The following is a 24,390-nucleotide window of genomic DNA, read 5'->3' as shown; positions in this document are numbered from 1 at the left end:
GCGTATGCGGCCGATCCGGGCCGCGGATGCTACACTTGGGCTGATTTCACCTACCGCCTATCCCCGCATGCTGCTTCTTTACCAGTCCAACCGCTTGGAGCAATTGGGTCAGCTGTTTTGCGGCATGAGCCAGAGCCTGCCGCTGTCCGACTCGTTCGCGCCGGAAACCGTGATCGTGCAGAGCCGCGGCATGGGGCGCTGGATCACGCTGGACCTGGCCCGCAGCAACGGCGTGGCCGCCAATCTGGACTTCGTGCTGCCGGCCGCCTTCGCCTGGCGGCTGATGCAGCGGGTGATGCCGGATCTGCCGCGCAAATCCTCGTTCGCGCCGGAAGTGCTGAGCTGGCGGCTGATGGAGCTGCTGCCCACGCTGGAGGGCGAGCCTTTTCTCGCTTTGTCGCGCTATCTGGAGGGCGGCGAGGCCGCCTGTTTCGAGCTGGCCGGCAAGGTGGCCGACATCTTCGACCAATATCTGGTGTTCCGGCCGGATTGGATCCGCGCCTGGGAGGCCGGCCAGTTGCTGGGCCTGGGCGACGACGAGGCCTGGCAGGCCGCCTTGTGGCGGCGGCTGGCCGACAGCGATCCCAGCCGCCACCGCGTGCGCATGCTGGACGAGTTCTTCGCCGAACTCAGGGCCGAGCATCTGCCGGAGCGGGTGACGCTGTTCGGCATCGCCAGCCTGGCGCCGATGTATCTGGCCCTGGTCAAGCGCCTGTCCCAGCTTACCGACGTCTGCCTGTTCACCCTCAATCCCTGCGAAGCTTACTGGGGCGACATCGTCGACGCCCGCCGCAAGCTCAAGCTGCAGCAGAAGGGGGATTTGTTCGCCACCGAGGGCCATCCCTTGTTGGCCTCGCTGGGCAAGCAGGGCCGCGATTTCTTCGAACTGATCGCCGAAGACAGCGAGCTGGACGCGCGGCCCCTATTCGACATTCCCCGCGGCGACGCGCTGCTGGCGCGCTTGCAGCGCGACATCCTGCAATTGAATGATCCCAAGGACGCGCCGCGTCCGCTGGCGGCGGACGACGATTCGGTGCAGATCCACGCCGCCCACGGGCCGATGCGCGAACTGGAAGTATTGAAAGACCGCTTGCTGACGATGTTCCGCGAGGACCCCGGCCTCAATCCCGCCGACGTGGCCGTGCTGACCCCGGACATCAATAGCTACGCGCCTTATATCGACGCGGTGTTCGGCGCTCGTCCGCAGGAGGACGCGGCGCCGGACATTCCCTACAGCATCGCCGACCGCCGCATCGCGCGCGAAGAACCGCTGCTGGCCAGCTACGCGGCCTTGCTGGACCTGGCCGACTCCCGCTTCGCCGCCGATCAGGTGCTGGCCTTGCTGGACGCGCCGGCCTTGTTGCGCCGCTTCGGCCTGGACGACGCGGATGTGCCCTTTGTGCAGCAATGGGTGCGCGAGGCCGGCATCCGCTGGGGACGGGACGCCGCGCACAAGGCGGCGCTGGGTTTGCCGGCGGACCCGCTGTTCACCTGGCGCTGGGGCCTGGACCGGCTGTTGCTGGGCGCGGTGCTGCCGCCGGCCCTGGCCGGCGACGACAGCGGCCTGTACGCCGGCCTGCTGCCGCACAGCAGCGCTCAGGGCCAGTTGGCGGAAGCGCTGGGGCGCTTTTCCGCCTGCTATCGCGAACTGGAGCGCGTGGCGGAGGAGTGGGCGCGTCCGGCCGCTCCGGCCCTGTGGGCGGAGCGCTTGCAACAGGCTTGCGAGCGGCTGTTCGACGCGGACGCCGACGACGAGAAAGCGCTGGAGGTATTGCGCGCCGCGTTGGCGGAACTGGCGGAGGACGCCGAGCTGGCCGGCTTCGAGCAAGAGGTGGGCCTGCCGGCGGTGCGGGATTGGCTCAAACGCAAACTGACCCTGGCCTCGCCGCTGGGCTTTCTGTCCGGCGGCGTCACCTTCTGCGCGATGGTGCCGATGCGCTCCATTCCCTTCCGCGTGTTGTGCCTGATCGGCATGAACGACGGTGCTTATCCGCGCGACGAACGCCCGGTCAGCTTCGACCTGGTGGCGCGCCATCCGCGCCGCGGCGACCGCTCGCGCCGTTTCGACGACCGCTACCTTTTCCTGGAGGCCATTCTCTCCGCGCGGGAAAAGCTCTATCTGTCCTATGTGGGCCAGTCCGCCCGCAGCGGCGAAACCCTGCCGCCCTCGCCGCTGATAGCCGAATTGCTGGATTGCTTCTCCGCCATGTGCGGCCAGGATCTTGGCCGGACCTTGACGGTGCGCCATCCACTGCAGCCGTTCTCGCCCGCCGCCTACGACGGCGCGGACCCGCGGCTGGCCAGCTTCGAGCCCACTTTCGCCACCGCCCTGTCGCAGCCGGAGGCCGCGCCGCGGCCGTTCGCCGAAGCCTTGCCGCCGGCGGCGCTCAGCGGCGTGGTCAATTTGCACGACTTCATCCGTTTCTGGCGCAATCCGGTGCGCGCCTGGCTGGCGGACCGGCTCGCCATCCGCCTGTTCGGCGGCGACGAGGAGCTGCCGGTGCGCGAGCCTTTCGCCGTGGACGGCGACGCCAGCCAGGCGGTGCGCAGGCAGTTGGTGGACGCCATGTTGCATCGCCGTCCGCAAGCGCCGGTGCGCGAGCGCGTCGCCGCCGCCGGTCTGCTGCCGCCGGCCGCGCTGGGCCGGGCCTGGCTGGTGGAGGAGGCGCGTTCCAGCGTCAAGCTGGCGGCGCGGCTGCCGGCCGCGCTGAGCCGGGACGTTCTGCCGCCGCAGCCGGTCCATCTGCATGCGGCCGGCCTCACCCTGGTGGGCGAGCTCACCGGGCTGCGCCCCGAAGGCCAGCTGGATTTCGTCGTCGGCAAGATCAACGCCGCCCAGCGCGTGGCCCTGTGGCTGAGCCATCTGATTCTGTGCGCGGCGCGGCCGCCGGGCGTGGTCTGCCGCACCGCCTGCTACGACGACACGGGCAGCCTGCTGCTGGAGGACGAGCCGGAGGCCTTGGCCTTGCTGGAGCCGTGGCTGGCGCGCTGGCGTCAGGGCCAGGATCAAGCCTTGCCCTGGTTCGGCCGCACCAGCTGGGCGTATGCCGAAGCTTTGGCGGCGGAGCCGGAGCGGCGCGACAAGGCGATGCGGAAAGCGCTGGAAAAATGGGACCCCGGCTTTGTCCGCGAAGGCGGCATGGCGCAAAAGGACGAGGCGGCGATCGCGCTGGCCTTCCGCAATCAACAGCCCCTGGACGATCCTCTGTTCGCGCAGCTGGCGGAAACCCTGCTGTCGCCGCTGGCGGAGCGGCTGCAGGGCGGCGGCGCGGAGTGAGGCGGCCGGCGCCGGCTCATTCCTCCGGATACGGCGCTTCGAAGTAGCGCTGATACAGCGTCTGGATCGAGCCGTCGCGCCGCATGCCGGTCAGGGCCTGCCGGAAAGCGTCCGCCACCGGCTGCGGCACGCTGCTTTTGCTGAAGATGAAATACGCGCCGCCGATATTCCAGACCGGCGCGAGCGGCACGATCTCCGCTCCCGTCGGTTCGGCCTGCAGCGCCGCGCGCAGGGTGGCGCTGTTGGCCAGCAACAGGTCCAGCCGCCTGGCTCGCAGCTTTTGGATATTGATGTCCAGCGTCGGCCCGATGTCCACGGCGACGCTTGGCGGCGGGAGTTTCAGCCAGGCGTCCAGGCTGGCCCCGTAGCTGTCACCGCGGGTGACGCCCAGGATGAGCTTGCCGTGCTTGCCCAAATCTTCCAGCCGGTGCGTCGGCCATTGCGCCGCGCGGCCGCGCAAGCTCCACAAGCGCACGGTGGTGGGGCTGTAGGCCCAGACGAAGTGGGCGAAGGGCTCGCGCTCCGGCGTTTTCAGCGCCTCCATCGCCACGTCCACCAGACCGTTTTTCAGGCTCAGCAAGGTCCGCGGCCAGGGCATTTGCTGGTAGTGGAGCCGGCAGCCGGTCCGGCGCGCGGCTTCGTTGAGCACGGCGACGGCGTAGCCGTCCAGTTGCTGGCGCGCGGATAGATAGTGGTAAGGAGGCCAACTGTCCCAGCCGACGCTTAATTCCCGGACGCAGGCGCTGACGGCCGGCTGAGGCGCGGCCGGGACCGGTCCGGCGCATAGCGCCGCGGCAGAGGCCAGGCCGTGGACGGCGAGGCGGAAAAGTCGGCGCATGGCGAGGCTCCGGCGGGGGATGCTTTACTATAGCCGGGCGGAGGCTGGGGATAACTTCGCGTAGCCGTGCGGGTCTGTGGATAAACGGGAAGGGGCCGAAGGCGGCGGGAATGCGAAAAGGGTCAGCTTGCGCTGACCCTTTTCATTTTGGTGGCGAATCAGGGACTCGAACCCCGGACCTGCGGATTATGATTCCGTCGCTCTAACCGACTGAGCTAATTCGCCACGTTTTTCGATGCACGAGTGCACCGAGACGCGAAATATACGCAGCCGAAAGCCGGCTGTCAACAAGATTCTCGCGGCCGCCGGCTTACAGGGTGTAGCAGCGGTCGCCGCGCAGGAAACCGCTCCAGTCTATGCTTACCCCCTTGCCGAAGCCTATGGCCTTGAACAACTCGCCCATTTCCGACGGCGACAGCAGCTTCTGCACCGCGGCGGCCTGTGGCAGATAGCCGGCGGCGTCGGCCGGGTCCAGCTGTTCCAGCAACTGGGTGATGCCGGCGTTGATCAGGAATTGAGCCTGGGTGGTGTAGCCGATCAGGTCCAGGCCGGCGTCTATGCCGGCCTGGGCCACCGCGCTGAAATCGACGTGGCAGGTCAAGTCCATCAGGCCGGGCAGGAAGAAGGGATCGTCCACGGTGTGGTGGCGGTAATGGCCTATCAGCGTGCCCATATGGCGCTGCGGGTGATAGTACTCGGCGGCGGGGAAGCCGTAGTCCAGCAGCAGCACGGCGCCGCGATCCAGTTTTTGCGCCAGGGTGTGGAGGAAGCCGATATTGGCCGGGCTGATTTCGGAAACATAGTCGTCGTGCCGCGGCTGGATGGCCTGGGCCAGTTGCAGCAGCCGCGGGTCCTGAATGGCGCGGTCTTCCCAGACGAAGCGCTCGCCGTCCAGCGCCACGCCGCGCCGTTGGGCTTCGGGGGTCCAGCGGATCAGCTCGCAAGGCATGGCGTCCAGCACTTCGTTGCCGATGATCACGCCGTCCAGCCGCTCCGGCAGATGGCTCAGCCACTGCACGCGCTCGGCCAGTTGCGGCAGCGCCTGGCGGATATTGCTTTGCTGGCGTTCGATCAGGTCTGGCGACAGATCGACGATGCAATAGCGTTCCGGCAGCGCGTCCAGCGCTTGCAGTTCGCTGAGAATGTCGATGGCCAGCTTGCCGGTGCCGGCGCCGAACTCATAGACCACATTGGCGGTTTGCGGCAGCAGCTCCGCCAACTGGCGCGCCAGCGCGCGGCCGAACAAGGCGCTCATTTCCGGCGCGGTGGTGAAGTCGCCGGCCGCGCCCAGTTTGCGGCTGCCGGCGGCGTAATAGCCCAGGCCGGGCGCGTACAGCGCCAGCTCCATGTAGCGGGAGAACGGCATCCAGCCGCCCTGCTGGCGGATTTCCGCCTGAATGGCGTGGACAAGGCTTTGGCTTGTGGCCAGCGCGTCGGCGCTGGCGGCGGGTAAGGTGGTCATGGCGGTCATCCTGCTACAATGTGCCGCGATTGTGGTGGAAACTGAGGGACAGGAGAAGAGGGTGAGCGGATTTTACCGTTGGATGGCCGGCTGCGCGGGCGGCCTGTTGCTGGGGCCGGCGCTGGCGGCGCCGCAGTGGGCGGTGTCGAAGCCGTATCCGGACAATCCTTTGCAAGTGGCCAGCCTGGACGGCGAGGCGACGGTGGGACGCAGCCGCTTTCCGGCGCGTTTGGACGTGGCTTGCCGCGCGGACAGCCCGCCCTTGCGGCTGTCCTTGCACGTGTCGGATCAGTTAGGCGGCTGGGACGTGCGTCCGTACGAGGGGCCGGGCGGCCTGGGTGAGCGGCGCAAGCTCAAGCTGAACCTGGCCGGTTTGCGCCGCGGCGTGGACAGTCATTTCGCCGGCTGGTACGAGGCGAGCGGCCGCTTTGTGTTCGAGTGGCCGTCGCGGGGCGAGTTCTTCGCCTGGCAGTCCGCCGCGCACAAGGAACTGCTGGTGACGATAGACGGCGCCAGCCGCAAGCACGGCAAGCTGGTGGCGCGTTTCGTCTTGCCGCCGTCCAGCCAGGCGGCCTTGGCGGCGGCCCAGCCGTGCATGGGCAAGAAATAGAGCGCGCGTCCGGCGTCATCGCGGCGTAAGGCGCGTGTGGGAGCCTGCGGCGGCGGGCGAAGATTCAGAGGAGCAGAAATGGCGGATCAGGGGACGACAGGAGAGCAGCGGGTGGCGCTGATCAGCGGCGCGGCGCGGCGCGTGGGCGCGGGCATCGCCCGGCATTTGCACGCGCGCGGCCTGCGGGTGGTGTTGCACTATCGCGGTTCGCGCGGCGAGGCGGAGGCCTTGGCGGCGGAACTGAACGCGGCGCGGCCGGATTCCGCGCGCTTGCTGCAGGGCGATTTGCTGGACACGGCGGCGTTGCCGGCGCTGGCGGCGCGGGCGGTGGCGGCGTTCGGCCGGCTGGACGGCCTGGTCAACAACGCGTCCAGCTTCTTCCCCACCGAGGTGGGCCGGATCGACGAGGCGGCCTGGCACGATCTGATGGGCAGCAATCTGAAGGCGCCGCTATTCCTGTCCCAGGCGCTGGCGCCTGAGCTGGCCAAGCGTCGCGGCGCCATTGTCGGCATCGCCGACATCCACGTGGAGCGGCCGATGGCCCGCCATGTGGTGTACAACCTGGCCAAGGCCGGCCACGCGCAGCTGATCCGCAGCCTGGCGATAGAGCTGGCGCCGGCGGTGCGGGTCAACGGGGTCTCGCCCGGAGTGAATCTGTGGCCGGAGGACGACGCGTCCTTCGACGCGGCGGAGCGCGCGGCGATAGAGGCCAGCATTCCCTTGCGCCGCACCGGAGTGCCGGAAGACATCGCCCGGGCGGTGGCCTTTCTGCTGCTGGACGCCGGCTACGTCACCGGTCAGATTCTGGCGGTGGACGGCGGCCGCAGCGTGGTGTTGTAGCCGCTGCGCGGGCGGGCCGCGCGTGCGCCTTGTTCGCCGTCGTGGATTTCGCCGCGGAAAAAAAGTAAAATCGCCTGTTTTTCAATTTCTTAGCCGTACTCCATGTCCGAAGCAAGCAGCGTCCTCGACGACAAGGCCAAAAAGGCCGTGTTTGAAGGCAATAAACTGGCCAAGCGCCTGCGCCACCATGTGGGTGACGCCATCAATGACTTCAATATGATAGAAGAGGGCGACCGCGTGATGGTCTGCCTGTCCGGCGGCAAGGACAGCTACACCTTGCTGGACATTCTGCGCGGCTTGCAGAAGTCCGCGCCTATCGACTTCTCCATCGTGGCGGTCAATCTGGACCAGAAACAGCCGGGCTTCCCCGAGCACGTGCTGCCGGAATACCTGGATTCCATCGGCGTCGAATACCGCATCGTCGAAGAAGACACCTATTCCATCGTCAAGCGCCTGGTGCCGGAAGGCAAGACCACTTGCAGCCTGTGTTCGCGGCTGCGCCGCGGCATTCTCTACCGCGTGGCCGACGAACTGGGCGCGACCAAGATCGCGCTGGGCCACCACCGCGACGACATTCTGCACACCCTGTTCCTGAATATGTTCTACGGCGGCAAGCTGAAGTCCATGCCGCCCAAGCTGGTGTCCGACGACGGCCGCCACATGGTGATACGCCCGCTGGCTTACTGCCGCGAAAAGGATATCGAGCGCTACGCCGCGCTGCGCGAATTCCCCATCATTCCTTGCAATCTGTGCGGCTCGCAACCCAATTTGCAGCGCCAGGTGGTCAAGGACATGGTCAATGACTGGGACCGCCGCTTCCCCGGCCGTTTGGAGAGCATGTTCCGCGCGCTGCAGAACGTGGTGCCGTCCCATCTGGCCGACACCGGCCTGTTCGACTTCGCCGGCCTGAAGACCGGCGACGCGCCGTTCGAGGACGGCGACACCGCTTTCGACAAGGAAGAATTCCGCGACCCGCCGCCGCCGCAGGACGACGAGGCCGATGCGGCGCCGAAGAAACGCACCATCAGCATTCTGGATTCGCGCAAACCGGCGGGAGAGGACTCGGGCTGTGGCGCGTAGGGCCTTGCATCCGTTCCGCCGCCGCGTGCGCCCCGCGGTGGAGGAAATGCCGGAGGTGGAGATCTCGGAGGCGGACAATATCCGTTCTTTGCACCTGGGCTCGGAAACGATACAGAGTTCCATGGATCTGGACGACCCGGCTGACCTGGTGCTCAGTTACAGCCGGGCGATGATGGGTTTTCTACTGTGGAACGACGCGCCGCAGCATATTTTGCAGATCGGCCTGGGCGGCGGCTCCTTCGCCCGCTTCATCGATGAATACCTGCCGGACGCGGTCAGCGTGGCGGTGGACATCAATCCGCAGGTGATCGCGGTGGCGCGCGCCTTTTTCCAGCTGCCGGAGGAGGGCGATTTCTTCGAGATCGTCGAGGCCGACGGCGCCGATTACGTGAAGATCTTCCGCGGCTCCACCGACGCCATCCTGGTGGACGGCTTCGACGGCCTGCAGATCGTCGACGCGCTGACCACCGAGGACTTCTTCGAGGACTGCAAGCGCGCGCTCAGCCCCAAGGGCGTGTTCGTCACCAATTGGTGGAGCGGGGACAAGCGTTATCAGTCCTTCATCGAGCGCCTGTTGAACGTGTTCGAGGGCCGGGTGCTGGAACTGCCGGCGGCCAGCCACGGCAATGTGGCGGTGATGGCTTTCCGCCAGAGCCCGACGCTGACGCAGTGGGAGGCCTTGAAAAAACGGGCCGACGAACTGGAGGGGCGCTTCGGTCTGGAGTTCGTCGATTTCGTCAGCCGTTTGAAAATGACCAATCAGCACACGGCGGGGCATTTACTGGTCTGAAGCGGGGCGTCGGCGTACATTTGCTTACCCAATGACGCGCGGGAAGAGGCGTATAATGCCGGCATTACGGCCACGCCGGCTTGGGACGGATGGCGCGCTGCGCGAAACGAGTTCGGATGCAGAGAGCTCTGAGGCAGATCAGTACGGACAGAAACGGAAAACGGCAAGCTGGCTTGCCGTTGAATGAACTTTATGGCGGTGGACCGGACAGTTTAGGACAGGCGCGGCGCGGGCGATTTCGCTTCCGCGCCGCTCGTCCTGAATGTCCGGTCCGCCGCTATCGTATTTACATACTGTTGGGACTTACACCGTGATCAAGCAGCAACTGCTCAATCGGATTGCAGACAAATCCGCCGTCATCGGCATCGTGGGCCTGGGCTATGTCGGCCTGCCGCTGATGCTGCGTTTCGCCGAAGTCGGCTACAAAGTGCTGGGCTTCGACATCGACCAGTCCAAGGTGGATGCCTTGATGGCCGGTCAAAGCTATATCGAGCACATCTCCGCCGACAGCATCGCCACCGCGTTGAGCCGCGGTTTCGAGGCCACCACCGACTTCAGCCGCGTGCCGGAAGCTGATACCCTGATCCTGTGCGTGCCGACGCCGTTGAACAAATACCGCGAACCGGACCTGTCCTTCGTGCTGGACACCATGGACAGCCTGGTGCCCTATCTGCGCGAAGGTCAGCTGGTGTCGCTGGAGTCCACCACCTATCCGGGCACCACCGATGAAGAACTGCTGCCGCGCATGGAGTCGCGCGGCCTGAAGGCGGGCGACAACGCCTTCCTGGTGTTCTCGCCGGAGCGCGAAGATCCGGGCAACCCCAACTTCACTACCCGCACCATTCCCAAGGTATGTGGCGGCGTAACCCCGGCCTGCCAGGAAATCGGCGTGGCGTTGTACAGCGCGGTGATCGACAAGGTGGTGCCGGTGTCGTCCACCCGCGCCGCGGAAATGACCAAGCTGCTGGAGAACATCCACCGCGCGGTGAACATCGGCCTGGTCAATGAGATGAAGATCGTCGCCGACAAGATGGGCATCGACATCCACGAAGTGATCCGCGCCGCCGCCACCAAGCCTTTCGGCTTCGTGCCCTATTATCCGGGCCCGGGCCTGGGCGGCCATTGCATTCCGATCGACCCGTTCTACCTGACCTGGAAGGCGCGCGAATACGGGGTCAATACCCGCTTCATCGAACTGGCCGGCGAAGTGAACAGCAATATGCCGGACTACGTGGTGTCCAAAGTGGCCGCCGCGCTGAACCTGCGCAAGAAGGCGATCAACGGCAGCCGCGTGCTGGTGTTGGGCATCGCCTATAAGAAGAACGTCGACGATATGCGCGAAAGCCCGTCGGTGTTCCTGATGGAAAAGCTGCGCGATCTGGGCGCGGAAGTGGCTTACAGCGATCCGCACGTGCCGGTGTTCCCCAAGATGCGCGAGCACCGTTTCGAGCTGTCCAGCGTGGCGCTGAGCAATGAAGCCATCGCCGGCTACGACTGCGTGCTGCTGGCCACCGATCACGACAAGTTCGACTACGCGCAGATCAAGGCGCACGCGCAGCTGGTGGTGGATAGCCGGGGCAAGTATCTGGAGTCGGCGGACAATATCGTCAAGGCCTGATTGTTTTTAGCCACGGAAGCACACGGAAAAACACGGACAAAGCCGGAACCTGCAAATCACGGTGACTTGAGGGCACTCTCGTATCTTGGGTATTTGGGGGTTTCCGTGTTGTTCCGTGTGCTTCCGTGGCTCACTGAATTTAGGGTTTAAACTCATGCACACTCTGCACCTTCCCCCGATTACCGACCGCAAGATCCGCTTTGCGCTGGTGGGCTGCGGCCGCATCGCCCAGAACCACTTCGGCGCGCTGGAAAAGCACGCCGACCGCGCCGAGCTGGTGGATGTCTGCGACATCGACCCGGCCGCCTTGAAGGCGGCGGTGGAGCGCACCGGCGCGCGCGGCCACGCCAATCTGGCCGACATGCTGGCCAAGTCCGACGCCGACATCGTGATCCTGACTTCTCCGTCCGGCCTGCACCCCAGCCAGAGCATCGCCTGCTCGGAAGCCGGTTTCCACGTGATGACGGAAAAGCCGATGGCCACCCGCTGGGAAGACGGCCTGGAAATGGTCAAGGCCGCCGACCGCGCCAACAAGCATCTGTTCGTGGTCAAGCAAAACCGCCGCAACGCCACCTTGCAGCTCTTGAAGCGGGCGATGCAGGAGAAGCGCTTTGGCCGCGTCTACATGGTCAACGTCAATGTGTTCTGGACCCGTCCGCAGGAGTATTACGACGCGGCCGGCTGGCGCGGCACCTGGGAGTTCGACGGCGGCGCCTTCATGAACCAGGCCAGCCATTACGTGGATCTGCTGGACTGGCTGATCGGTCCGGTGGAAAGCGTGCAGGCCTACACCGCGACGCTGGCGCGCAATATCGAGGTGGAGGACACCGGCACCGTCAGCGTCAAATGGCGCAGCGGCGCGCTGGGCAGCATGAACGTGACCATGCTGACTTATCCGAAGAACCTGGAAGGCAGCATCACCATCTTGGGCGAGAAGGGCTCGGTGCGCGTCGGCGGCATGGCCGTCAACGAAATCCAGCACTGGGAGTTTTCCGAGCCGCACGCGATGGACGAGGACATCAAGCAGGCCAGCTACGCCACCACCAGCGTTTACGGCTTCGGTCATCCGCTGTACTACGACAATGTGATCAAGACCATGCGCGGCGAAGCCGAGCCGGAGACCGACGGCCGCGAAGGACTGAAGTCGCTGGAGTTGTTGATCGCGATGTATCTGTCCGCCCGCGATGGCCGCCGCGTCAGCCTGCCGCTGGATTATTGAGTTATTTTTAGCCACGGAAGCACACGGAAAAACACGGAAAACGCAGCTTCTGCATAGCTAAAAACACGGAAGGGACGCGCGCAATGTCGCCTCTAATCGATGAGGATCTGACGTATCGTATCCAGGGCTGTGTTTTTGAGGTTTTCCGCCAGCTGGGCCACGGCTACCTGGAAAAAGTGTATGAGAATGCTTTGTTGCAGGAGTTGAATAGCGCGGGTTTGGCTGCCCGGTCGCAGGTCCCGCTATTGGTGCGTTATAAGGGGCAGATGGCCGGAGAGTACTGTGTTGATTTACTGGTTGAAGAGCGCGTTGTATTGGAGTTGAAAGCGCAGGAAAAGCTGGCCGCCATTCATGAGGCTCAATTGTTGAACTATATGAGGGCTAGCGGTTTGAGACTGGGCCTGTTGATTAATTTTTGGCACCCCAAGGCCGAGGTCAGACGCTTTGTCTTGTAGTTGACCTATTCCGTGTCTTTCCGTGTGGTTCCGTGGCTAAACTAAAGGTTTTAATTAAGATGCATCCTATCATCCACCCCAGCGCCATCGTCGACGACGGCGCGCAGATCGGCGAGAACACCCGCGTCTGGCACTGGGTTCATATTTGCGGCGGCGCGCAGATCGGCGCCGGCTGTTCCTTCGGCCAGAACGTGTTCGTCGGCAACGACGTGCTGATCGGCGACAACGTCAAGGTGCAGAACAATGTGTCCATCTACGACGCGGTGACGCTGGAGGACGACGTGTTCTGCGGCCCGTCCATGGTGTTCACCAATGTCAACAATCCGCGCAGCCACGTTGCGCGCAAGCATGAATACCGCCGCACCCTGGTGAAAAAAGGCGCGTCCATCGGGGCCAACGCCACCGTGGTGTGCGGCCACACCATAGGCGAGTACGCGTTTATCGGCGCCGGCGCCGTGGTGACCCGCGATGTGCCGGCCTACGCGCTGATGGTGGGCACGCCGGCCAAGCGCATTGGCTGGATGTGTTCCTGCGGCGAACGGCTGGCCAACGATATCGGCACCCATAGCTGCCCGGCCTGCGCCAAGCATTACGAGGTGGGCGGCAATCACTGCTCGCCGCTCAAGAACGACTGACAAGCCCCCTGATGCGGCCTGGCTTCAGGGCGCTTCTCCGTCGTTCCGCGTGTCGCTATGTGGGCGATATCTTTCAAAAATTGATTTGGGGTTGATCCTCTTATGTCCATCCAGTTCATTGATCTGAAAGCGCAATACCAGCATCTGAAAGCCGATATCGACGCCCGCATCCACGCGGTGCTGGACCATGGCCAGTACATCATGGGGCCGGAAGTGAAGGAGGCGGAGCAGGGGCTGGCGGAATACACCGGCGCCAAGCACGCCATCGGCGTTTGCGACGGAACCAAGGCGCTGCTGATCGCGATGATGGCCTTGGACATCGGCCCCGGCGACGAGGTGATCACCACCCCGTTCACCTTCATCGCCACCGGCGAGATGATCGCGCTGCTGGGGGCCAAGCCGGTGTTCGTCGACATCGACCCGATCAGCTACAACCTGGATCCGGCGCTGCTGGAAGCGGCGATCACGCCGCGCACCCGCGCCATCATGCCGGTGAGCCTGTACGGCCAGTGCGCCGATTTCGACGCCATCAACGCCATCGCCGCCAAGCACGGCATCGCGGTGATCGAGGACGGCGCGCAGAGCTTCGGCGCCGGCCAGCGCGGCAAGAAGTCCGGCAATCTGTCCACCATAGGCTGCACCAGCTTCTTCCCGAGCAAGCCCCTGGGTTGCTACGGCGACGGCGGCGCCTGCTTCACCAACGACGACGCGCTGGCCAAGAAAATGCGCGAGATCCGCGTGCACGGCCAGGATCGCCGCTATCACCATCCCGTCATCGGCCTCAACGGCCGGCTGGACACGATACAGGCGGCGGTGTTGCTGGCCAAGCTGCCGAGCTTCGCCGACGAAGTGGCGGCGCGCGAACGCATCGGCGCGCGCTACAGCGCGCTGCTGCGCGAGGTGGCGCGGGTGCCGGTGATCGCCGAGGGCAACAGCCATGTCTACGCGCAGTACACCATCGAGGTGGACGATCGCGAGGCGGTGCAGGCCAAGCTGAAAGAACTGGGCGTGCCCACCGCGGTGCATTACCCGATTCCGCTGCATCTGCAGCCGGCCTTCGCGCATCTGAACCTGCCCGAGGGCAGTTTCCCGCTGTCCGAGGCCGCCGGCCGCCGCGTGATGAGCCTGCCCATGCACCCCTTCCTGGACGAGGCGACGCAAGACGCCATTGTCGCCGCGGTCAAGCAGGCTCTGGCCTGAGCGCATGGGCCTGTTGCTGTCCCGCCTGCCCAAGAGCGGCTTCATCCGCCACATCGTCACCCTGATCACCGGGGCGGCGGTGGCGCAGGTGATTCCGCTGTTGGTGTCGCCCCTGATCACCCGCCTGTACAACCCGCACGAGGTGGGGGTGCAGGCGGTCTACGTATCCTGGCTGTCCACGCTGGCGGTGCTGGCCACCGCCCGTTACGAGATGGCCATCGTGCTGCCGGCCGAGGAGAGGCGGGCCGGCAATCTGATGGGCCTGTCCATCGCCTGCGCGCTGGCCTTGTCCTTGTTGGTGGGCGTGGCGGTGGCCTTCGACGGCCATGCCCATATCGCCCGCCATCTGGGCGCGCCGGAGCTGGAGCCCTGGCTGCTGCTGCTGCCGCTGTCCGTCGCGCTGGCGGGCTTGATGCAAGCCTGGACCAACTGGAACAACCGCCACCGCCGCTACCAGGCCAACGCCAACGGCCGCATGCTGCAGTCGCTGAGCATGGCGGCCACCCAGGTCGGCTTGGGTTGGGCGGGGGCGGGCGCCGCCGGCCTGATCCTGGGCCAGCTGGCCGGCCAGTTCGGCTCTTTGCTGGCGCAAACCTGGCAGGACCTCAAGGGCCGCTTCGCCTGGCGTCACGAACTCAGCCGCGCCGGCATGCGCGAGGTGGCGCGCGCCTATATCGAGTTTCCCAAGATCAACGCGCCGCACGCCTTGAGCACCGCCTTGCTGGATTCGGCGACGCTGGTGGCGCTGACCATGCTGGCCGGCACCGCCTCGGTGGGCTTTTACGGCCTGATGATGCGGGTGCTGAAGCTGCCGGCGGCCCTGATCGGCCAGGCCGTGGCGCAAGTGGCCTACCGCGAGCTGGCCGACGCCCGTAATCAAGGGCAGCCGCTGCGCCCGATTTTGCGCAAGATGATGCTGACTTTGAGCGGCATGGCCTTGCTGCCCTTCCTGGTGATACAACTGGCCGGGGAACCCCTATTCTCGCTGGTATTCGGCCAGAACTGGGCCACCGCCGGCCGCTACGCGGAGGCGATGTCGCTCTACATCCTGTTCCACTTCGTCGCCTCGCCGTTGGGCATGGTGCCGCCGGTGATCAACCGCCAGCGTCAGGCCTTCCTGTGGTCCTTGCTGCAGGCCCTGTTGTTCCTGGGCACGATGTGGGCGGGTTTTTCGCTGTGGAAAGACGCGGTGCCCACCTTCCAACTGGTGTCGGTGGTGATGGCCGCTTATTTCCTGGCTTATTTTGCATGGCTTTACAAGGCAGCCCGATGAATTGGCACGCTCTATTCAGCCGCATCCGTTTCCGCCTGTCGGCGTGGGTGCAGCCCAGAATGGTGTATGGATTCACCCGCGGCGACGGGGTGTTCCTCAAACGCACCCGGGTGTCCAACATGACCCGAATCGAACATGTCGGCAAGCTGATGGTGGACGACAACGTCTACATCGGCCATTTCAATCTGATCGACGCCTCCGGCGGGCTTTACATCGGCGAAGGTTGTCAGATCACCAACTACGTGTCGCTGCTGACCCACTCCAGTCATGTGGCCATTCGCCTGTACGGCGACCGCTACCTGGAGAGCAACAATCACGTCGGCTATCTGAAAAAGCCCACCAAGCTGGGCCCGTACAGCTTCGTCGGCCCGCACTCGGTGCTGATGCCGGGCGTGGAACTGGGCAAGGGCAGCATGGTGTCGGCTTACAGCTATGTGCCGGCCGGCGTGTATCCCGATTTCGCCATCCTGTCCGGCAATCCGGCGCGGGTGGTGGGCGATACCCGGGAGATGGACGCCAAGTGGCTGGACGAACATCCCGAGCTGCTGGCCTTGTACGAGGCCTGGGCGCATGACTGAGCCGGTGAGGGACAAGATCGCCAGCGTCGCGGTGCTGGCTTCCGCCTCGGTGCACACCTGGCGTTTCCTGCGCGGCATCGCGCCGCATGTGGACCAGCTCTACCTGGCCTGCAACGGCGAGGTTCCGGCCGACGTGGCCCCCTTGCTGGCCGGCAGCCTGCGCGTGGATTTCCGTCTGGCGGCGCTGGGCACGGTGTCGCGTCTGCGCGCCTGGCTGCGCGAAACGCGGCCGCAGCTGCTGCACATCCATCAGGCCAATAGCGTGGCCTGGCACGGCAGCCGCGCCGCGGTCAGCCTGGACTTGCCCATGGTGCTGACCGCCTGGGGCTCCGACGTGCTCTTGCTGCCGGAGCGCAGCCGGCTGATGCGGGCGATGGTGCGCGCCAATCTGGCCGCCGCCGACGCGATCACCTCGGATTCGCTGCACATGGCGGCGAAAATCCGCGAGCTGGCCGGCGAGGGCTGCCGCATCCGCCTGCTCAATTACGGCATGGACGCCATGCCGGAGGCGGCGGCCAGCGCGGACAAGGGCAAGAGGGTGCTGTCCTGCCGGCTGCACAAGCCGCTCTATCGCATAGACGCCATTCTGCGCGCCTGGCAGAGCGTGGAGCTGTGCGAGCGTTTCGGCGATTGGCGCTTGACCGTGGCCGCCAGCGGCAGCGAGACCGAGGCCCTGAAGCGCCTGGCCGCCGAGCTGGGCCTGAGCCGCGTGGATTTCGCTGGCTTCGTCGACAGCGCGACCTTGGGGCGGATGTATGCCGAATCCAGGGTCTTCGTCAGCGTGCCGCGTTCGGACGCCACCAGCGTCAGCCTGCTGGAAGCGATGGGCCATGGCTGCCTGCCGCTATTGTCCAATCTGCCGGCCAACGGCGAATGGGTGATCGACGGCCTCAACGGCGTGATCGCCGAGGACGTCGGGCGTTTGGGCGAGGAACTGCTGCGCGCGATGGAACTGGCCGGCGAGGATGCGCGGCTGGACGAAATCGCCGCGCTCAACCGCCGGCTGGTGGCGGACAAGGGTTTGCATCAGCCGAATATGGCCGGCTTCGCCCAGTTGTACCGGGAGCTGATTTAAGGAATGAATTTAGCCGCGGAAGCACATGGAAAGACAGGGACCAAACGGCATCGCCATCTCCAGGCCATGCTGGCCTTGCCGCAGGCAGGATGCGATGTAAAGCCGAAGTCCCTTCTGTGTGTTTGCGTGGCGTAAACAAGGTTTACCCATGAAAATTGCCCATCTCACTTCCGCCCATCCGCGTCACGACATCCGCATCTTCGTCAAGGAGTGCGCGAGCCTGGCCGCCGCCGGGCATGAGGTGACGCTGATCGTGGCCGACGGTCAGGGCGAGGAGATCAACCGCGGCGTGCGTTTCCACGATGTCGGCCCCAAAACCGGCGGCCGTCTGGCGCGGATGACCGGCACCGTCAAGCGCGTGTATCAGGCGGCGCTGAAGCTGCGCCCTGACGTGGTCCACTTCCACGACCCGGAACTGATTCCCGCCGCGCTGCGCCTGAAACAGGCCGGCATCAAGGTGGTGTACGACGTGCACGAAGACGTGCCGCGCCAGATCCTGGCCAAGCACTGGATACCCGGCGCGGTGCGCCCCCTGGTGTCCAGCGGCTTCGAGACGCTGGAAGACTGGGCGGCGCGCCGCTTCGACGCGGTGGTGACCTCGACGCCGCACATCCGCAAGCGCTTCGAGAAGCTGGGCGCGCGCGCCTTGGACGTGTGCAACTTCCCCATCCTGGAAGAACTGGTGCGCGACACGCCGTGGGAGCAGCGCCGCAACGAGCTGTGCTATATCGGCGGCATCTCGCGCATCCGCGGCATCGAACCCATTGTCGAGTCCTTGCCGGACACCGCGACGCGGCTGAACCTGGCCGGGCCGTGGAGCGAGAGCGATCTGAAGGCCCGCGTGTCGGCGCGGCCGGGTTGGGCGAGGGTCAACGACCTGGGCGTGCTGGACCGCAAGGGCGTGGCCGAGGTGCTGGCCAAGAGCAAGATCGGCCTGGTGACCTTGTTCCCTACGCCGAACTACGTCGACGCCTTGCCGATCAAGCTGTTCGAATACATGGCCGCCGGCATGCCGGTGATCGCGTCGGACTTTCCGGTGTGGCGCGAGATCGTGGACGACGCCGGCTGCGGCCTGCTGGTGGACCCGCAGGACCCGGCCGCCATCGCCGCCGCCGTCAACGAACTGATGGCCGACGAGCCGCGCATGCGCGCGTTGGGCGAGTCCGGCAAGCAGGCGGTATTGAACAAATACAGCTGGGCGGCCGAGGCCGACAAGCTGGTCAAGCTGTACGCAACCTTGTAAACCATGAAAATTCTTTACATCAACCACTATGCCGGCAGCCCCCGGCACGGCATGGAATTCCGTCCCTACTATCTGGCGCGGGAATGGGCGCAGGCCGGTCATGAAGTCAATATGCTGGCCGCCGATGTCTCCCATCTGCGCCAGACCCATCCGCAGCTGGACGGCAAATACCGGGATGAGGATATAGACGGCATCCGCTACACCTGGTGCAAGACCCGCCCTTACGAGGGCAACGGCATCGGCCGCGTGCTCAATATCTTCAGCTTTCTGGCCCGGGTGATGGGCTTGTCCGGCCGCTATCTGAAGCAGTGGAAGCCGGATGTGGTGATCGCCTCCTCCACTTATCCGCTGGACACCGTGCCGGCGGCCTGGATCGCCGCCAAGACCGGCGCGCGGCTGGTGTACGAGGTGCATGATCTGTGGCCGCTGACGCCGGTGGAGGTGGGCGGCATGTCGCCCAAACATCCCTTCATCCGCCTGCTGCAATGGGCCGAGGATTTCGGCTACCGCAAGGCCGACACCGTGGTGTCCATGTTGCCCTGCGCCAAGGACTATATGGTGGCGCACGGCATGGATCCGGCCAAGTACGCGGTGATCCCCAACGGCGTCGACGTCGCCGAATGGCGCGGCGAGGCCGAGGCACTGCCGGCCGAGCACCGGATGCGGCTGGCGGAGCTGAAAGCGCAGGGGCGCTTCCTGATCGGCTACGCCGGCGGGCACGGCCTGGCCAATGCGCTGGATTACCTGCTGGAGGCGGCGGCGCTGATGCGGGACGCGCCGGTGACTTTCGTTCTGGTCGGCGACGGTCCGGACAAGGAGGCTTTGGCGGCGCGCGCGGCCGAGCTAGGGCTGGATAACGTCATCTTCCTGCCATCCATCGCCAAACGCGCGGTGCCGGGCTTCCTCGCCGAAATGGATGCTTTGTTCATAGGTTGGCGCAAGCTGCCCATCTACCGCTTTGGCATCAACCCCAATAAACTGTTCGACTACCTGATGGCCGCCAAGCCGGTGATCCATTCGGTGGAGGCCGGCAACGATATGGTGAAGGACGCCGGCGCCGGCATCAGCGTGGGCGCCGAGGACCCGGCTGCGATTGCCGACGCGGCGCGGCGGATGGCGGCGACGCCGGCCGAGGAACGCGCGCACATGGGCGCGGCGGGTCAGGCCTATGTGCTGGAGCATCATGATTACGCAGTGCTGGCGCGGCGGTTTTTGCAGGCGGTGCTTGCTCGCGAGTGAGTGATCAGCGTTTTTTCATCGCGGGGTGTGTGAAGGCCGTCTGCCGTTGGACTGGGCAGGGGGCGAGAGAGATGGTGTGTTTGGGGAATGAGCATGGTGCGTGGGCAAGCTCTTGAACTTGTCCATCCTACCGGGTTTGCAAGGTCGCTTGGACAAGTCTGGACGAGTCCGCGCGCTTAACTGATAGCGAAGAATACTATGAGCGAAACAAAATTCCTGCCCTTCGCCCTGCCGGACATCGGCGAGGACGAAATCAACGAAGTGGTCGACGCGCTGCGCTCCGGCTGGGTCACCACCGGTCCCAAGACCAAGCAGTTCGAGGCCGACTTCGCGCAGTTCATCGGCGACGGCGTCGAGGCGATCGCGGTCAACTCCGCCACGGCCGGCTTGCACCTGGCGCTGGAAGCGATAGGCATCGGCCCCGGCGACGAAGTCATCGTGCCCAGCTACACCTTCACCGCCACCGCCGAAGTGGTGCGCTACCTGGGTGCGGACCCGGTATGCGTGGATATGGACGCGGCCACCTTCAACATCAGCCCGGACGCGATCCGCGCGGCGATCACCGCCAAGACCAAGGCGATCATGCCGGTGCATTTCGCCGGCCTCGCCTGCGAGATGGACGAGATCATCGCCATTGCCCGCGAGCACGGGCTGAAGGTCGTTGAAGACGCCGCCCATGCGTTGCCCACTTATTACAAGGGCAAGCTGGTGGGGACCCTGGACTCCGACGTCACTGTGTTCAGCTTCTACGCCAACAAGACCATGACCACCGGCGAGGGCGGCATGGTGGTGTCCAAGAACAAGGACATCATCGCGCGTTGCAAGGTGATGCGTCTGCACGGCATCAGCCGCGACGCCTTCGACCGCTACGTGTCCAAGACCCCGGCCTGGTTCTACGAAGTGGTGGCCCCGGGCTTCAAATACAATATGCCGGACACCGCCGCGGCGATGGGCATCCACCAGTTGAAGAAAATCCGCCGCTTCCAGGAATTGCGCGAGGCGATGGCCCAGCGTTTCGACCGCGAGCTGGCCGACCTGCCGCTGATCCTGCCGGCGCGGCCGAAGGACGCGGGCAGCAACCACGCCTGGCATCTGTATCCGGTGCGCATCAAGCCCGAGGCCGGCGTCAGCCGCGACGACTTCATCGCCCGGATGGCGGAAAAGGGCATCGGTTGTTCGGTGCACTTCATCCCGCTGCATCGTCAGCCGGTGTGGCGCGACGGCTATCAGCTGACGCGCGAACAGTTCCCGGTGACCGACGCCGCCTTCGAGGCCGAAGTGACCCTGCCGCTATACACCCGGATGACGGACGATGACCAGAGCCGGGTCATTGCCGCGGTGCGCGAGATCCTGAGCGCATGAGCGAGCGGGGTTCAGACAGCGGCGGCTTGCTGCCGCCGTGCTGCCGTCCGCGTCGCCACGGTTCGCGGCTGCTGAAGCGCGGCTTCGACATCGTCGCCGCGGGCCTGGGCCTGGCCGCACTGGCGCTGCCGCTGCTCGCGGTGGCGCTGTGGGTGAAGCTGGATTCGCCGGGGCCGGTATTTTTCCGCCAGGTGCGGGTAGGGCGGAGCGGCACGCTGTTCCGCATCCACAAATTCCGCACCATGCAGGTGGACACCGAGCGCCACGGCCAGCTGACCGTGGGCGCGGACGCGCGCGTCACAGGCGCCGGGCGTCTGCTGCGCAAGACCAAGCTGGACGAACTGCCGCAGTTGATCGATGTGTTGTTCGGCGATATGAGCTTGGTCGGCCCGCGGCCGGAGGTGCCCAAATACGTCGCCCACTACCCGGACGAAGTCCGCGACATCGTATTGTCGGTGCGCCCCGGCATCACCGATTGGGCGTCGATCAAGATGATAGACGAGAACGAAATCCTGGGTCGGGCCGAGGACCCGGAGCGCGCCTACATCGAGCAGGTGTTGCCGGAAAAACTGGCCTATTACGTGCGCTATGCCGAAAGCCACAGCCTGGCGGAGGATATCCGCATCATCGTCGCCACGCTGATGAAGATCGTCAGCCGATGACGATTTCCATCCGCTTGGCCGGATCCGCCGATGCCGTCGCTTTAACGGACATCTATCTGGCCTGCCGCCGTGAGATGAGCTACGCGCCGCTGGCGCATAGTGATGCGGCGGTGCAGGCCTGGTTCGCCAATGCGCTGCTGCCGGCGGGCGATGTCTGGCTGGCGGAGCGGCATGGCGATATCGCCGGCTTCGCCGCCGCATCGCTGCAAGACGGCGTGTTATGGCTGGATCAGCTTTATGTCGGCGCCGAGCATCGCGGTGTCGGGGTGGGCGCGGCTTTGCTGGATCGGGTGCTGACGCCGCCGGCGTCGGCCTGCCGGCTGTGGGTGTTCCAGGCCAATGCGGGCGCGCGCCGCTTCTACGAGGCGCACGGTTTCGCGCTGCTGAGCCTGGGCGACGGCCAAGATAATGAGGAATGTTGTCCGGACGCGCTGTATCAACGGCCGTCGGACGCGAAAGAATGACCATGTTTGAAAAACTGCTCGCCTTCTCCCGCCACAACAAGATGGCGATGCTGGCGCTGATGGACGCGCTGCTGCTGCCGCTGGCGCTGTGGAGCGCGGTCTTCCTGCGCCTGGGCGGATACTGGGATCCCAAGCTCAACCCGCATTTGTGGATCTTCATCGTGCCGCCGCTGTGGGCCATCCCCATCTTCATCAAGCTCGGCCTGTACCGCGCGGTGCTCAAATATCTGGACGACAAGATCATCCTGACCGTGTTCTCCGGCGTGACCTTGTCGGTGCTGGTGTTGCAGGCGGTGCTGCAGATGGCCCACATCTGGGCGATGCCGCGCACCTCGGTGATCATCTTCTGGGTGTTCGCCATGGCCTATATCGGCGGCAGCCGCTTTCTGCTGCGCGGCCTGGTGCGCCGCATCGACGCGGTGGACGCGCCGCGCGAGCACGTGATCATCTACGGTGCCGGCCATGCCGGCGTGCAACTGATGCTGGCCCTGCAGGCCGGCCGCGAATATCGGCCGATGGCCTTCGTCGACGACAGCCCCGAACTGCATCGCCGCACCTTCCGCGGCGTGGCGGTGCATCCGCCGCGGGATCTGCCGCAGCTGGTCAAGGACCTGGAGGCCAAATGCATTCTCTTGGCCATGCCCTCGGTCAGCCGCAGCCGCCAGCGCGAGATACTGGAAACCCTGGAACTGCTGCGGGTGCCGATCAAGCGGCTGCCGGGCATGGCGGACCTGGTGTCCGGCGAGGCGCGGGTGGAGGAGTTGAAAGAGGTCGAGATCGAAGACCTGCTGGGCCGCGACCCGGTGCCGCCCAAGCCCGAACTGCTGGCGCGCAATATCCGCGGCAAGGTGGTGATGGTCACCGGCGCCGGCGGTTCCATCGGCTCGGAACTGGTGCGCCAGATCGCCAAGAACCAGCCGGCGCGTATCATCCTGTTCGAGCAGTCCGAATACGCGCTGTACGCGATAGACCAGGAACTGGGCCGCGCCGCCGCGGCGCCGGCGCGCACCCCGGTGCTGGGCTCGGTCACCGACTACCAGCGGCTGGTCCAGGTGATGCGGGCCTTCAAGGTGGACACCGTCTATCACGCCGCCGCCTACAAGCATGTGCCCATGGTGGAGCATAATCCGGTGGCCGGCATCGTCAACAATGTGTTCGGCACCGACACCACCGCGCGCGCGGCCGAGGATTGCGGCGTGGACACCTTCGTGCTGATCTCCACCGACAAGGCGGTGCGCCCCACCAATGTGATGGGCGCCACCAAGCGCATGGCGGAACTGACGCTGCAGACCCGGCACGCGCGCGGCAGCGCCACCCGCTTCGTGATGGTGCGCTTCGGCAATGTGCTGGGCAGCTCCGGCTCGGTGGTGCCGCTGTTCCGCGCCCAGATCAAGGCCGGAGGGCCGATCACGCTGACCCACGCCGACATCACCCGCTACTTCATGACCATTCCGGAGGCGGCGCAACTGGTGATCCAGGCCGGCGCGATGGGCGACGGCGGCGACGTGTTCGTGCTGGACATGGGGCAGCCGGTGCGCATCATCGATCTGGCGCGGCGCATGGTGCATCTGTCCGGTCTGGAGCTGAAGGACGCGGCCCGTCCCGGCGGCGACATCGAAATCCGCATCACCGGCCTGCGGCCGGGGGAAAAGCTGTACGAGGAGTTGCTGATCGGCGACAACGTGCTGGCCACCGATCACGAACGCATCATGCGCGCTCAGGAATACTGCTTGTCGGACGCGGAGATGCGGGATTTGTTGGCGAGCATGGAAGAGGCCTGCGGGCGGCTGGACGCGCCGACGGCGTTTGCTTTGCTGCAACAGGCCGTGCGCGAGTTCCGCGCCGCCGACGCCACTCAGGACTGGGTGACGCGGGCGAACGCAGCCTCTTGAGGAAGCCGGGGGCGGCTCACCATTTGCAGCCGTCCTCGCGCGCGCTCTGCACCGCCAGCACCGGGATGGCCAAGAGGCCCAGCCCGGCGTAACGCGTTTTGCAATCCGGTTTTTCGGCCCGCTCGATCGAGCGGGCCAATTTCGTTTTGGCGGGGTCGGCCGGCAGCGGGGCGATTTTTTCCGGCGCGGCGGCGGCTTGCTCGCGCACTTGCTGCCGCAGGCCGCCCAAGGTCAAGGCCGTGGCGGGCGCCGAAGCGTCGCGCCCGCTTGGGACGCTGCGTTTGCCGGGGCCGGCGGCCGTGATGTGCGTCGCCGCGTTTGAATGCCGCGGGGCTGCGGCCGGTTTTCGGGCAGCGGCTTCGGGCGCGGCGAGGCGCGTCGGCGGCGGGACGACGGCCGGCGCCGGCGGACGCAGTTGTATCCGCAGCGGCGGGGCCGCGGCGGCGTCCGGGCGGCCGCCGGGTTTGCTCAGCCACAGCAGCGCGCCATGGGCCAACAGGCTGAGCAGCAGCGCGGCGGCGACGCCGCGGGAGCGGGGAAGGAGCGGGGCGGTCAGAACGGTCATGCCGCCCACGATA

22 protein-coding genes and 1 tRNA gene are annotated in these 24,390 nt (G+C 65.7%); 19 read left to right on the top strand and 4 right to left on the bottom strand.

Going from position 1 to position 24,390, the window contains the following annotated elements; genetic code table 11:
• The first annotated feature begins 67 nt into the window (after positions 1 to 67).
• Positions 68 to 3,277, top strand: coding sequence for an exodeoxyribonuclease V subunit gamma (gene recC, locus ACODRW_RS20230; RefSeq protein WP_488906547.1), 3,210 nt, complete (start codon positions 68 to 70; stop codon positions 3,275 to 3,277).
• A 16-nt stretch (positions 3,278 to 3,293) separates the two neighbouring features.
• On the opposite strand, the gene ACODRW_RS20225 is transcribed toward recC, so the two are convergent.
• The 3 genes from ACODRW_RS20225 to ACODRW_RS20215 form a co-directional block, all read right to left on the bottom strand.
• The gene (locus ACODRW_RS20225; RefSeq protein ID WP_486636459.1) at positions 3,294 to 4,115 is read right to left on the bottom strand and encodes a substrate-binding periplasmic protein; all 822 of its coding nucleotides are present in this window, start codon (positions 4,113 to 4,115) and stop codon (positions 3,294 to 3,296) included.
• A gap of 148 nt (positions 4,116 to 4,263) precedes the next feature.
• Positions 4,264 to 4,340, bottom strand: a tRNA-Met gene (locus tag ACODRW_RS20220).
• Between the two features lie 85 nt (positions 4,341 to 4,425).
• Positions 4,426 to 5,577: a class I SAM-dependent methyltransferase gene (locus ACODRW_RS20215; RefSeq protein ID WP_488906546.1), complete on the bottom strand. Its 1,152-nt coding sequence runs from the start codon at positions 5,575 to 5,577 to the stop codon at positions 4,426 to 4,428.
• Between the two features lie 61 nt (positions 5,578 to 5,638).
• Between ACODRW_RS20215 and ACODRW_RS20210 the strand changes: the two genes are divergently transcribed.
• The 18 genes from ACODRW_RS20210 to ACODRW_RS20125 all read left to right on the top strand — a co-directional run bounded on the left by ACODRW_RS20210 (position 5,639) and on the right by ACODRW_RS20125 (position 23,812).
• Entirely contained in the window at positions 5,639 to 6,187 is a 549-nt protein-coding gene (locus ACODRW_RS20210) for a hypothetical protein (RefSeq protein ID WP_146176552.1), read from the top strand.
• 78 nt (positions 6,188 to 6,265) lie between these two features.
• On the top strand, positions 6,266 to 7,027 hold the full coding sequence (locus ACODRW_RS20205; RefSeq protein ID WP_227106652.1) for a pteridine reductase: 762 nt from the start codon (positions 6,266 to 6,268) through the stop codon (positions 7,025 to 7,027).
• Positions 7,028 to 7,129: 102 nt separating this feature from the next.
• Positions 7,130 to 8,107, top strand: coding sequence for a tRNA 2-thiocytidine(32) synthetase TtcA (ttcA, locus tag ACODRW_RS20200; RefSeq protein ID WP_227106653.1), 978 nt, complete (start codon positions 7,130 to 7,132; stop codon positions 8,105 to 8,107).
• Between the two features lie 46 nt (positions 8,108 to 8,153).
• The gene (locus tag ACODRW_RS20195) at positions 8,154 to 8,897 is read left to right on the top strand and encodes a polyamine aminopropyltransferase (protein WP_233246777.1); all 744 of its coding nucleotides are present in this window, start codon (positions 8,154 to 8,156) and stop codon (positions 8,895 to 8,897) included.
• A 313-nt stretch (positions 8,898 to 9,210) separates the two neighbouring features.
• Complete coding sequence (locus ACODRW_RS20190) at positions 9,211 to 10,515, top strand: nucleotide sugar dehydrogenase (protein WP_488906560.1); 1,305 nt, start codon at positions 9,211 to 9,213, stop codon at positions 10,513 to 10,515.
• 154 nt (positions 10,516 to 10,669) lie between these two features.
• Positions 10,670 to 11,734 carry a Gfo/Idh/MocA family protein gene (locus ACODRW_RS20185; RefSeq protein WP_107797990.1) on the top strand — a complete coding sequence of 355 codons (1,065 nt, stop codon included), beginning with the start codon at positions 10,670 to 10,672 and terminating at the stop codon, positions 11,732 to 11,734.
• Positions 11,735 to 11,817: 83 nt separating this feature from the next.
• Positions 11,818 to 12,189 (top strand): GxxExxY protein, encoded by a 372-nt coding sequence (locus ACODRW_RS20180; RefSeq protein WP_488906545.1) that lies wholly within the window; start codon positions 11,818 to 11,820, stop codon positions 12,187 to 12,189.
• Positions 12,190 to 12,248: 59 nt separating this feature from the next.
• Positions 12,249 to 12,824, top strand: coding sequence for an acyltransferase (locus ACODRW_RS20175; RefSeq protein WP_235084728.1), 576 nt, complete (start codon positions 12,249 to 12,251; stop codon positions 12,822 to 12,824).
• A 102-nt stretch (positions 12,825 to 12,926) separates the two neighbouring features.
• A complete protein-coding gene (locus tag ACODRW_RS20170) occupies positions 12,927 to 14,024 on the top strand; it encodes a DegT/DnrJ/EryC1/StrS family aminotransferase (protein ID WP_488906544.1) in 1,098 nt (365 codons plus the stop codon).
• 4 nt (positions 14,025 to 14,028) lie between these two features.
• The gene (locus ACODRW_RS20165) at positions 14,029 to 15,297 is read left to right on the top strand and encodes a lipopolysaccharide biosynthesis protein (RefSeq protein ID WP_488906543.1); all 1,269 of its coding nucleotides are present in this window, start codon (positions 14,029 to 14,031) and stop codon (positions 15,295 to 15,297) included.
• A complete protein-coding gene (locus ACODRW_RS20160) occupies positions 15,294 to 15,875 on the top strand; it encodes an acyltransferase (RefSeq protein WP_107797995.1) in 582 nt (193 codons plus the stop codon). The genes ACODRW_RS20165 and ACODRW_RS20160 overlap by 4 nt, the downstream gene beginning before the upstream one ends.
• Positions 15,868 to 16,950 (top strand): glycosyltransferase family 4 protein, encoded by a 1,083-nt coding sequence (locus tag ACODRW_RS20155; RefSeq protein ID WP_488906542.1) that lies wholly within the window; start codon positions 15,868 to 15,870, stop codon positions 16,948 to 16,950. The genes ACODRW_RS20160 and ACODRW_RS20155 overlap by 8 nt, the downstream gene beginning before the upstream one ends.
• A 148-nt stretch (positions 16,951 to 17,098) precedes the next feature.
• Positions 17,099 to 18,193 carry a glycosyltransferase family 4 protein gene (locus ACODRW_RS20150; RefSeq protein WP_107797997.1) on the top strand — a complete coding sequence of 365 codons (1,095 nt, stop codon included), beginning with the start codon at positions 17,099 to 17,101 and terminating at the stop codon, positions 18,191 to 18,193.
• Positions 18,194 to 18,196: 3 nt separating this feature from the next.
• The gene (locus tag ACODRW_RS20145; RefSeq protein WP_488906541.1) at positions 18,197 to 19,432 is read left to right on the top strand and encodes a glycosyltransferase family 4 protein; all 1,236 of its coding nucleotides are present in this window, start codon (positions 18,197 to 18,199) and stop codon (positions 19,430 to 19,432) included.
• A gap of 198 nt (positions 19,433 to 19,630) precedes the next feature.
• Complete coding sequence (locus ACODRW_RS20140; protein WP_227106665.1) at positions 19,631 to 20,794, top strand: DegT/DnrJ/EryC1/StrS family aminotransferase; 1,164 nt, start codon at positions 19,631 to 19,633, stop codon at positions 20,792 to 20,794.
• On the top strand, positions 20,791 to 21,456 hold the full coding sequence (locus tag ACODRW_RS20135) for a sugar transferase (RefSeq protein ID WP_486636464.1): 666 nt from the start codon (positions 20,791 to 20,793) through the stop codon (positions 21,454 to 21,456). The genes ACODRW_RS20140 and ACODRW_RS20135 overlap by 4 nt, the downstream gene beginning before the upstream one ends.
• Positions 21,453 to 21,920, top strand: a complete 468-nt coding sequence (locus ACODRW_RS20130; RefSeq protein WP_488906540.1) for a GNAT family N-acetyltransferase — start codon at positions 21,453 to 21,455, stop codon at positions 21,918 to 21,920. Before ACODRW_RS20135 ends, ACODRW_RS20130 begins: the two co-directional genes overlap by 4 nt.
• A 2-nt stretch (positions 21,921 to 21,922) precedes the next feature.
• On the top strand, positions 21,923 to 23,812 hold the full coding sequence (locus ACODRW_RS20125) for a polysaccharide biosynthesis protein (protein ID WP_488906539.1): 1,890 nt from the start codon (positions 21,923 to 21,925) through the stop codon (positions 23,810 to 23,812).
• A gap of 16 nt (positions 23,813 to 23,828) precedes the next feature.
• Here the strand turns inward: ACODRW_RS20125 and ACODRW_RS20120 are convergent, their stop codons facing one another.
• Positions 23,829 to 24,377 (bottom strand): hypothetical protein, encoded by a 549-nt coding sequence (locus ACODRW_RS20120; protein ID WP_488906538.1) that lies wholly within the window; start codon positions 24,375 to 24,377, stop codon positions 23,829 to 23,831.
• Positions 24,378 to 24,390: the final 13 nt, after the last annotated feature.

The sequence above is a fragment of the Chromobacterium sp. FG89 genome (assembly GCF_057808735.1).
Note: the sequence above shows the minus strand (reverse complement) of the source record. Positions and strands in the feature narration are given on the sequence as shown.

Excerpts from the sequence above, each read along its gene's own strand:
- ACODRW_RS20140 (WP_227106665.1), top strand. The coding sequence starts at position 19,631 with ATGAGCGAAACAAAATTCCTGCCCTTCGCCCTGCCGGACATCGGCGAG.
- ACODRW_RS20135 (WP_486636464.1), top strand. The coding sequence starts at position 20,791 with ATGAGCGAGCGGGGTTCAGACAGCGGCGGCTTGCTGCCGCCGTGCTGC.
- ACODRW_RS20195 (WP_233246777.1), top strand. The coding sequence starts at position 8,154 with ATGCCGGAGGTGGAGATCTCGGAGGCGGACAATATCCGTTCTTTGCAC.
- ACODRW_RS20225 (WP_486636459.1), bottom strand. The coding sequence starts at position 4,115 with ATGCGCCGACTTTTCCGCCTCGCCGTCCACGGCCTGGCCTCTGCCGCG.
- ACODRW_RS20150 (WP_107797997.1), top strand. The coding sequence starts at position 17,099 with ATGAAAATTGCCCATCTCACTTCCGCCCATCCGCGTCACGACATCCGC.
- ACODRW_RS20120 (WP_488906538.1), bottom strand. The coding sequence starts at position 24,377 with ATGACCGTTCTGACCGCCCCGCTCCTTCCCCGCTCCCGCGGCGTCGCC.
- ACODRW_RS20165 (WP_488906543.1), top strand. The coding sequence starts at position 14,029 with ATGGGCCTGTTGCTGTCCCGCCTGCCCAAGAGCGGCTTCATCCGCCAC.
- ACODRW_RS20155 (WP_488906542.1), top strand. The coding sequence starts at position 15,868 with ATGACTGAGCCGGTGAGGGACAAGATCGCCAGCGTCGCGGTGCTGGCT.
- ACODRW_RS20175 (WP_235084728.1), top strand. The coding sequence starts at position 12,249 with ATGCATCCTATCATCCACCCCAGCGCCATCGTCGACGACGGCGCGCAG.
- ACODRW_RS20180 (WP_488906545.1), top strand. The coding sequence starts at position 11,818 with ATGTCGCCTCTAATCGATGAGGATCTGACGTATCGTATCCAGGGCTGT.
- ttcA (WP_227106653.1), top strand. The coding sequence starts at position 7,130 with ATGTCCGAAGCAAGCAGCGTCCTCGACGACAAGGCCAAAAAGGCCGTG.
- ACODRW_RS20130 (WP_488906540.1), top strand. The coding sequence starts at position 21,453 with ATGACGATTTCCATCCGCTTGGCCGGATCCGCCGATGCCGTCGCTTTA.
- ACODRW_RS20125 (WP_488906539.1), top strand. The coding sequence starts at position 21,923 with ATGTTTGAAAAACTGCTCGCCTTCTCCCGCCACAACAAGATGGCGATG.
- ACODRW_RS20215 (WP_488906546.1), bottom strand. The coding sequence starts at position 5,577 with ATGACCACCTTACCCGCCGCCAGCGCCGACGCGCTGGCCACAAGCCAA.
- ACODRW_RS20170 (WP_488906544.1), top strand. The coding sequence starts at position 12,927 with ATGTCCATCCAGTTCATTGATCTGAAAGCGCAATACCAGCATCTGAAA.
- ACODRW_RS20160 (WP_107797995.1), top strand. The coding sequence starts at position 15,294 with ATGAATTGGCACGCTCTATTCAGCCGCATCCGTTTCCGCCTGTCGGCG.
- recC (WP_488906547.1), top strand. The coding sequence starts at position 68 with ATGCTGCTTCTTTACCAGTCCAACCGCTTGGAGCAATTGGGTCAGCTG.
- ACODRW_RS20205 (WP_227106652.1), top strand. The coding sequence starts at position 6,266 with ATGGCGGATCAGGGGACGACAGGAGAGCAGCGGGTGGCGCTGATCAGC.
- ACODRW_RS20185 (WP_107797990.1), top strand. The coding sequence starts at position 10,670 with ATGCACACTCTGCACCTTCCCCCGATTACCGACCGCAAGATCCGCTTT.
- ACODRW_RS20145 (WP_488906541.1), top strand. The coding sequence starts at position 18,197 with ATGAAAATTCTTTACATCAACCACTATGCCGGCAGCCCCCGGCACGGC.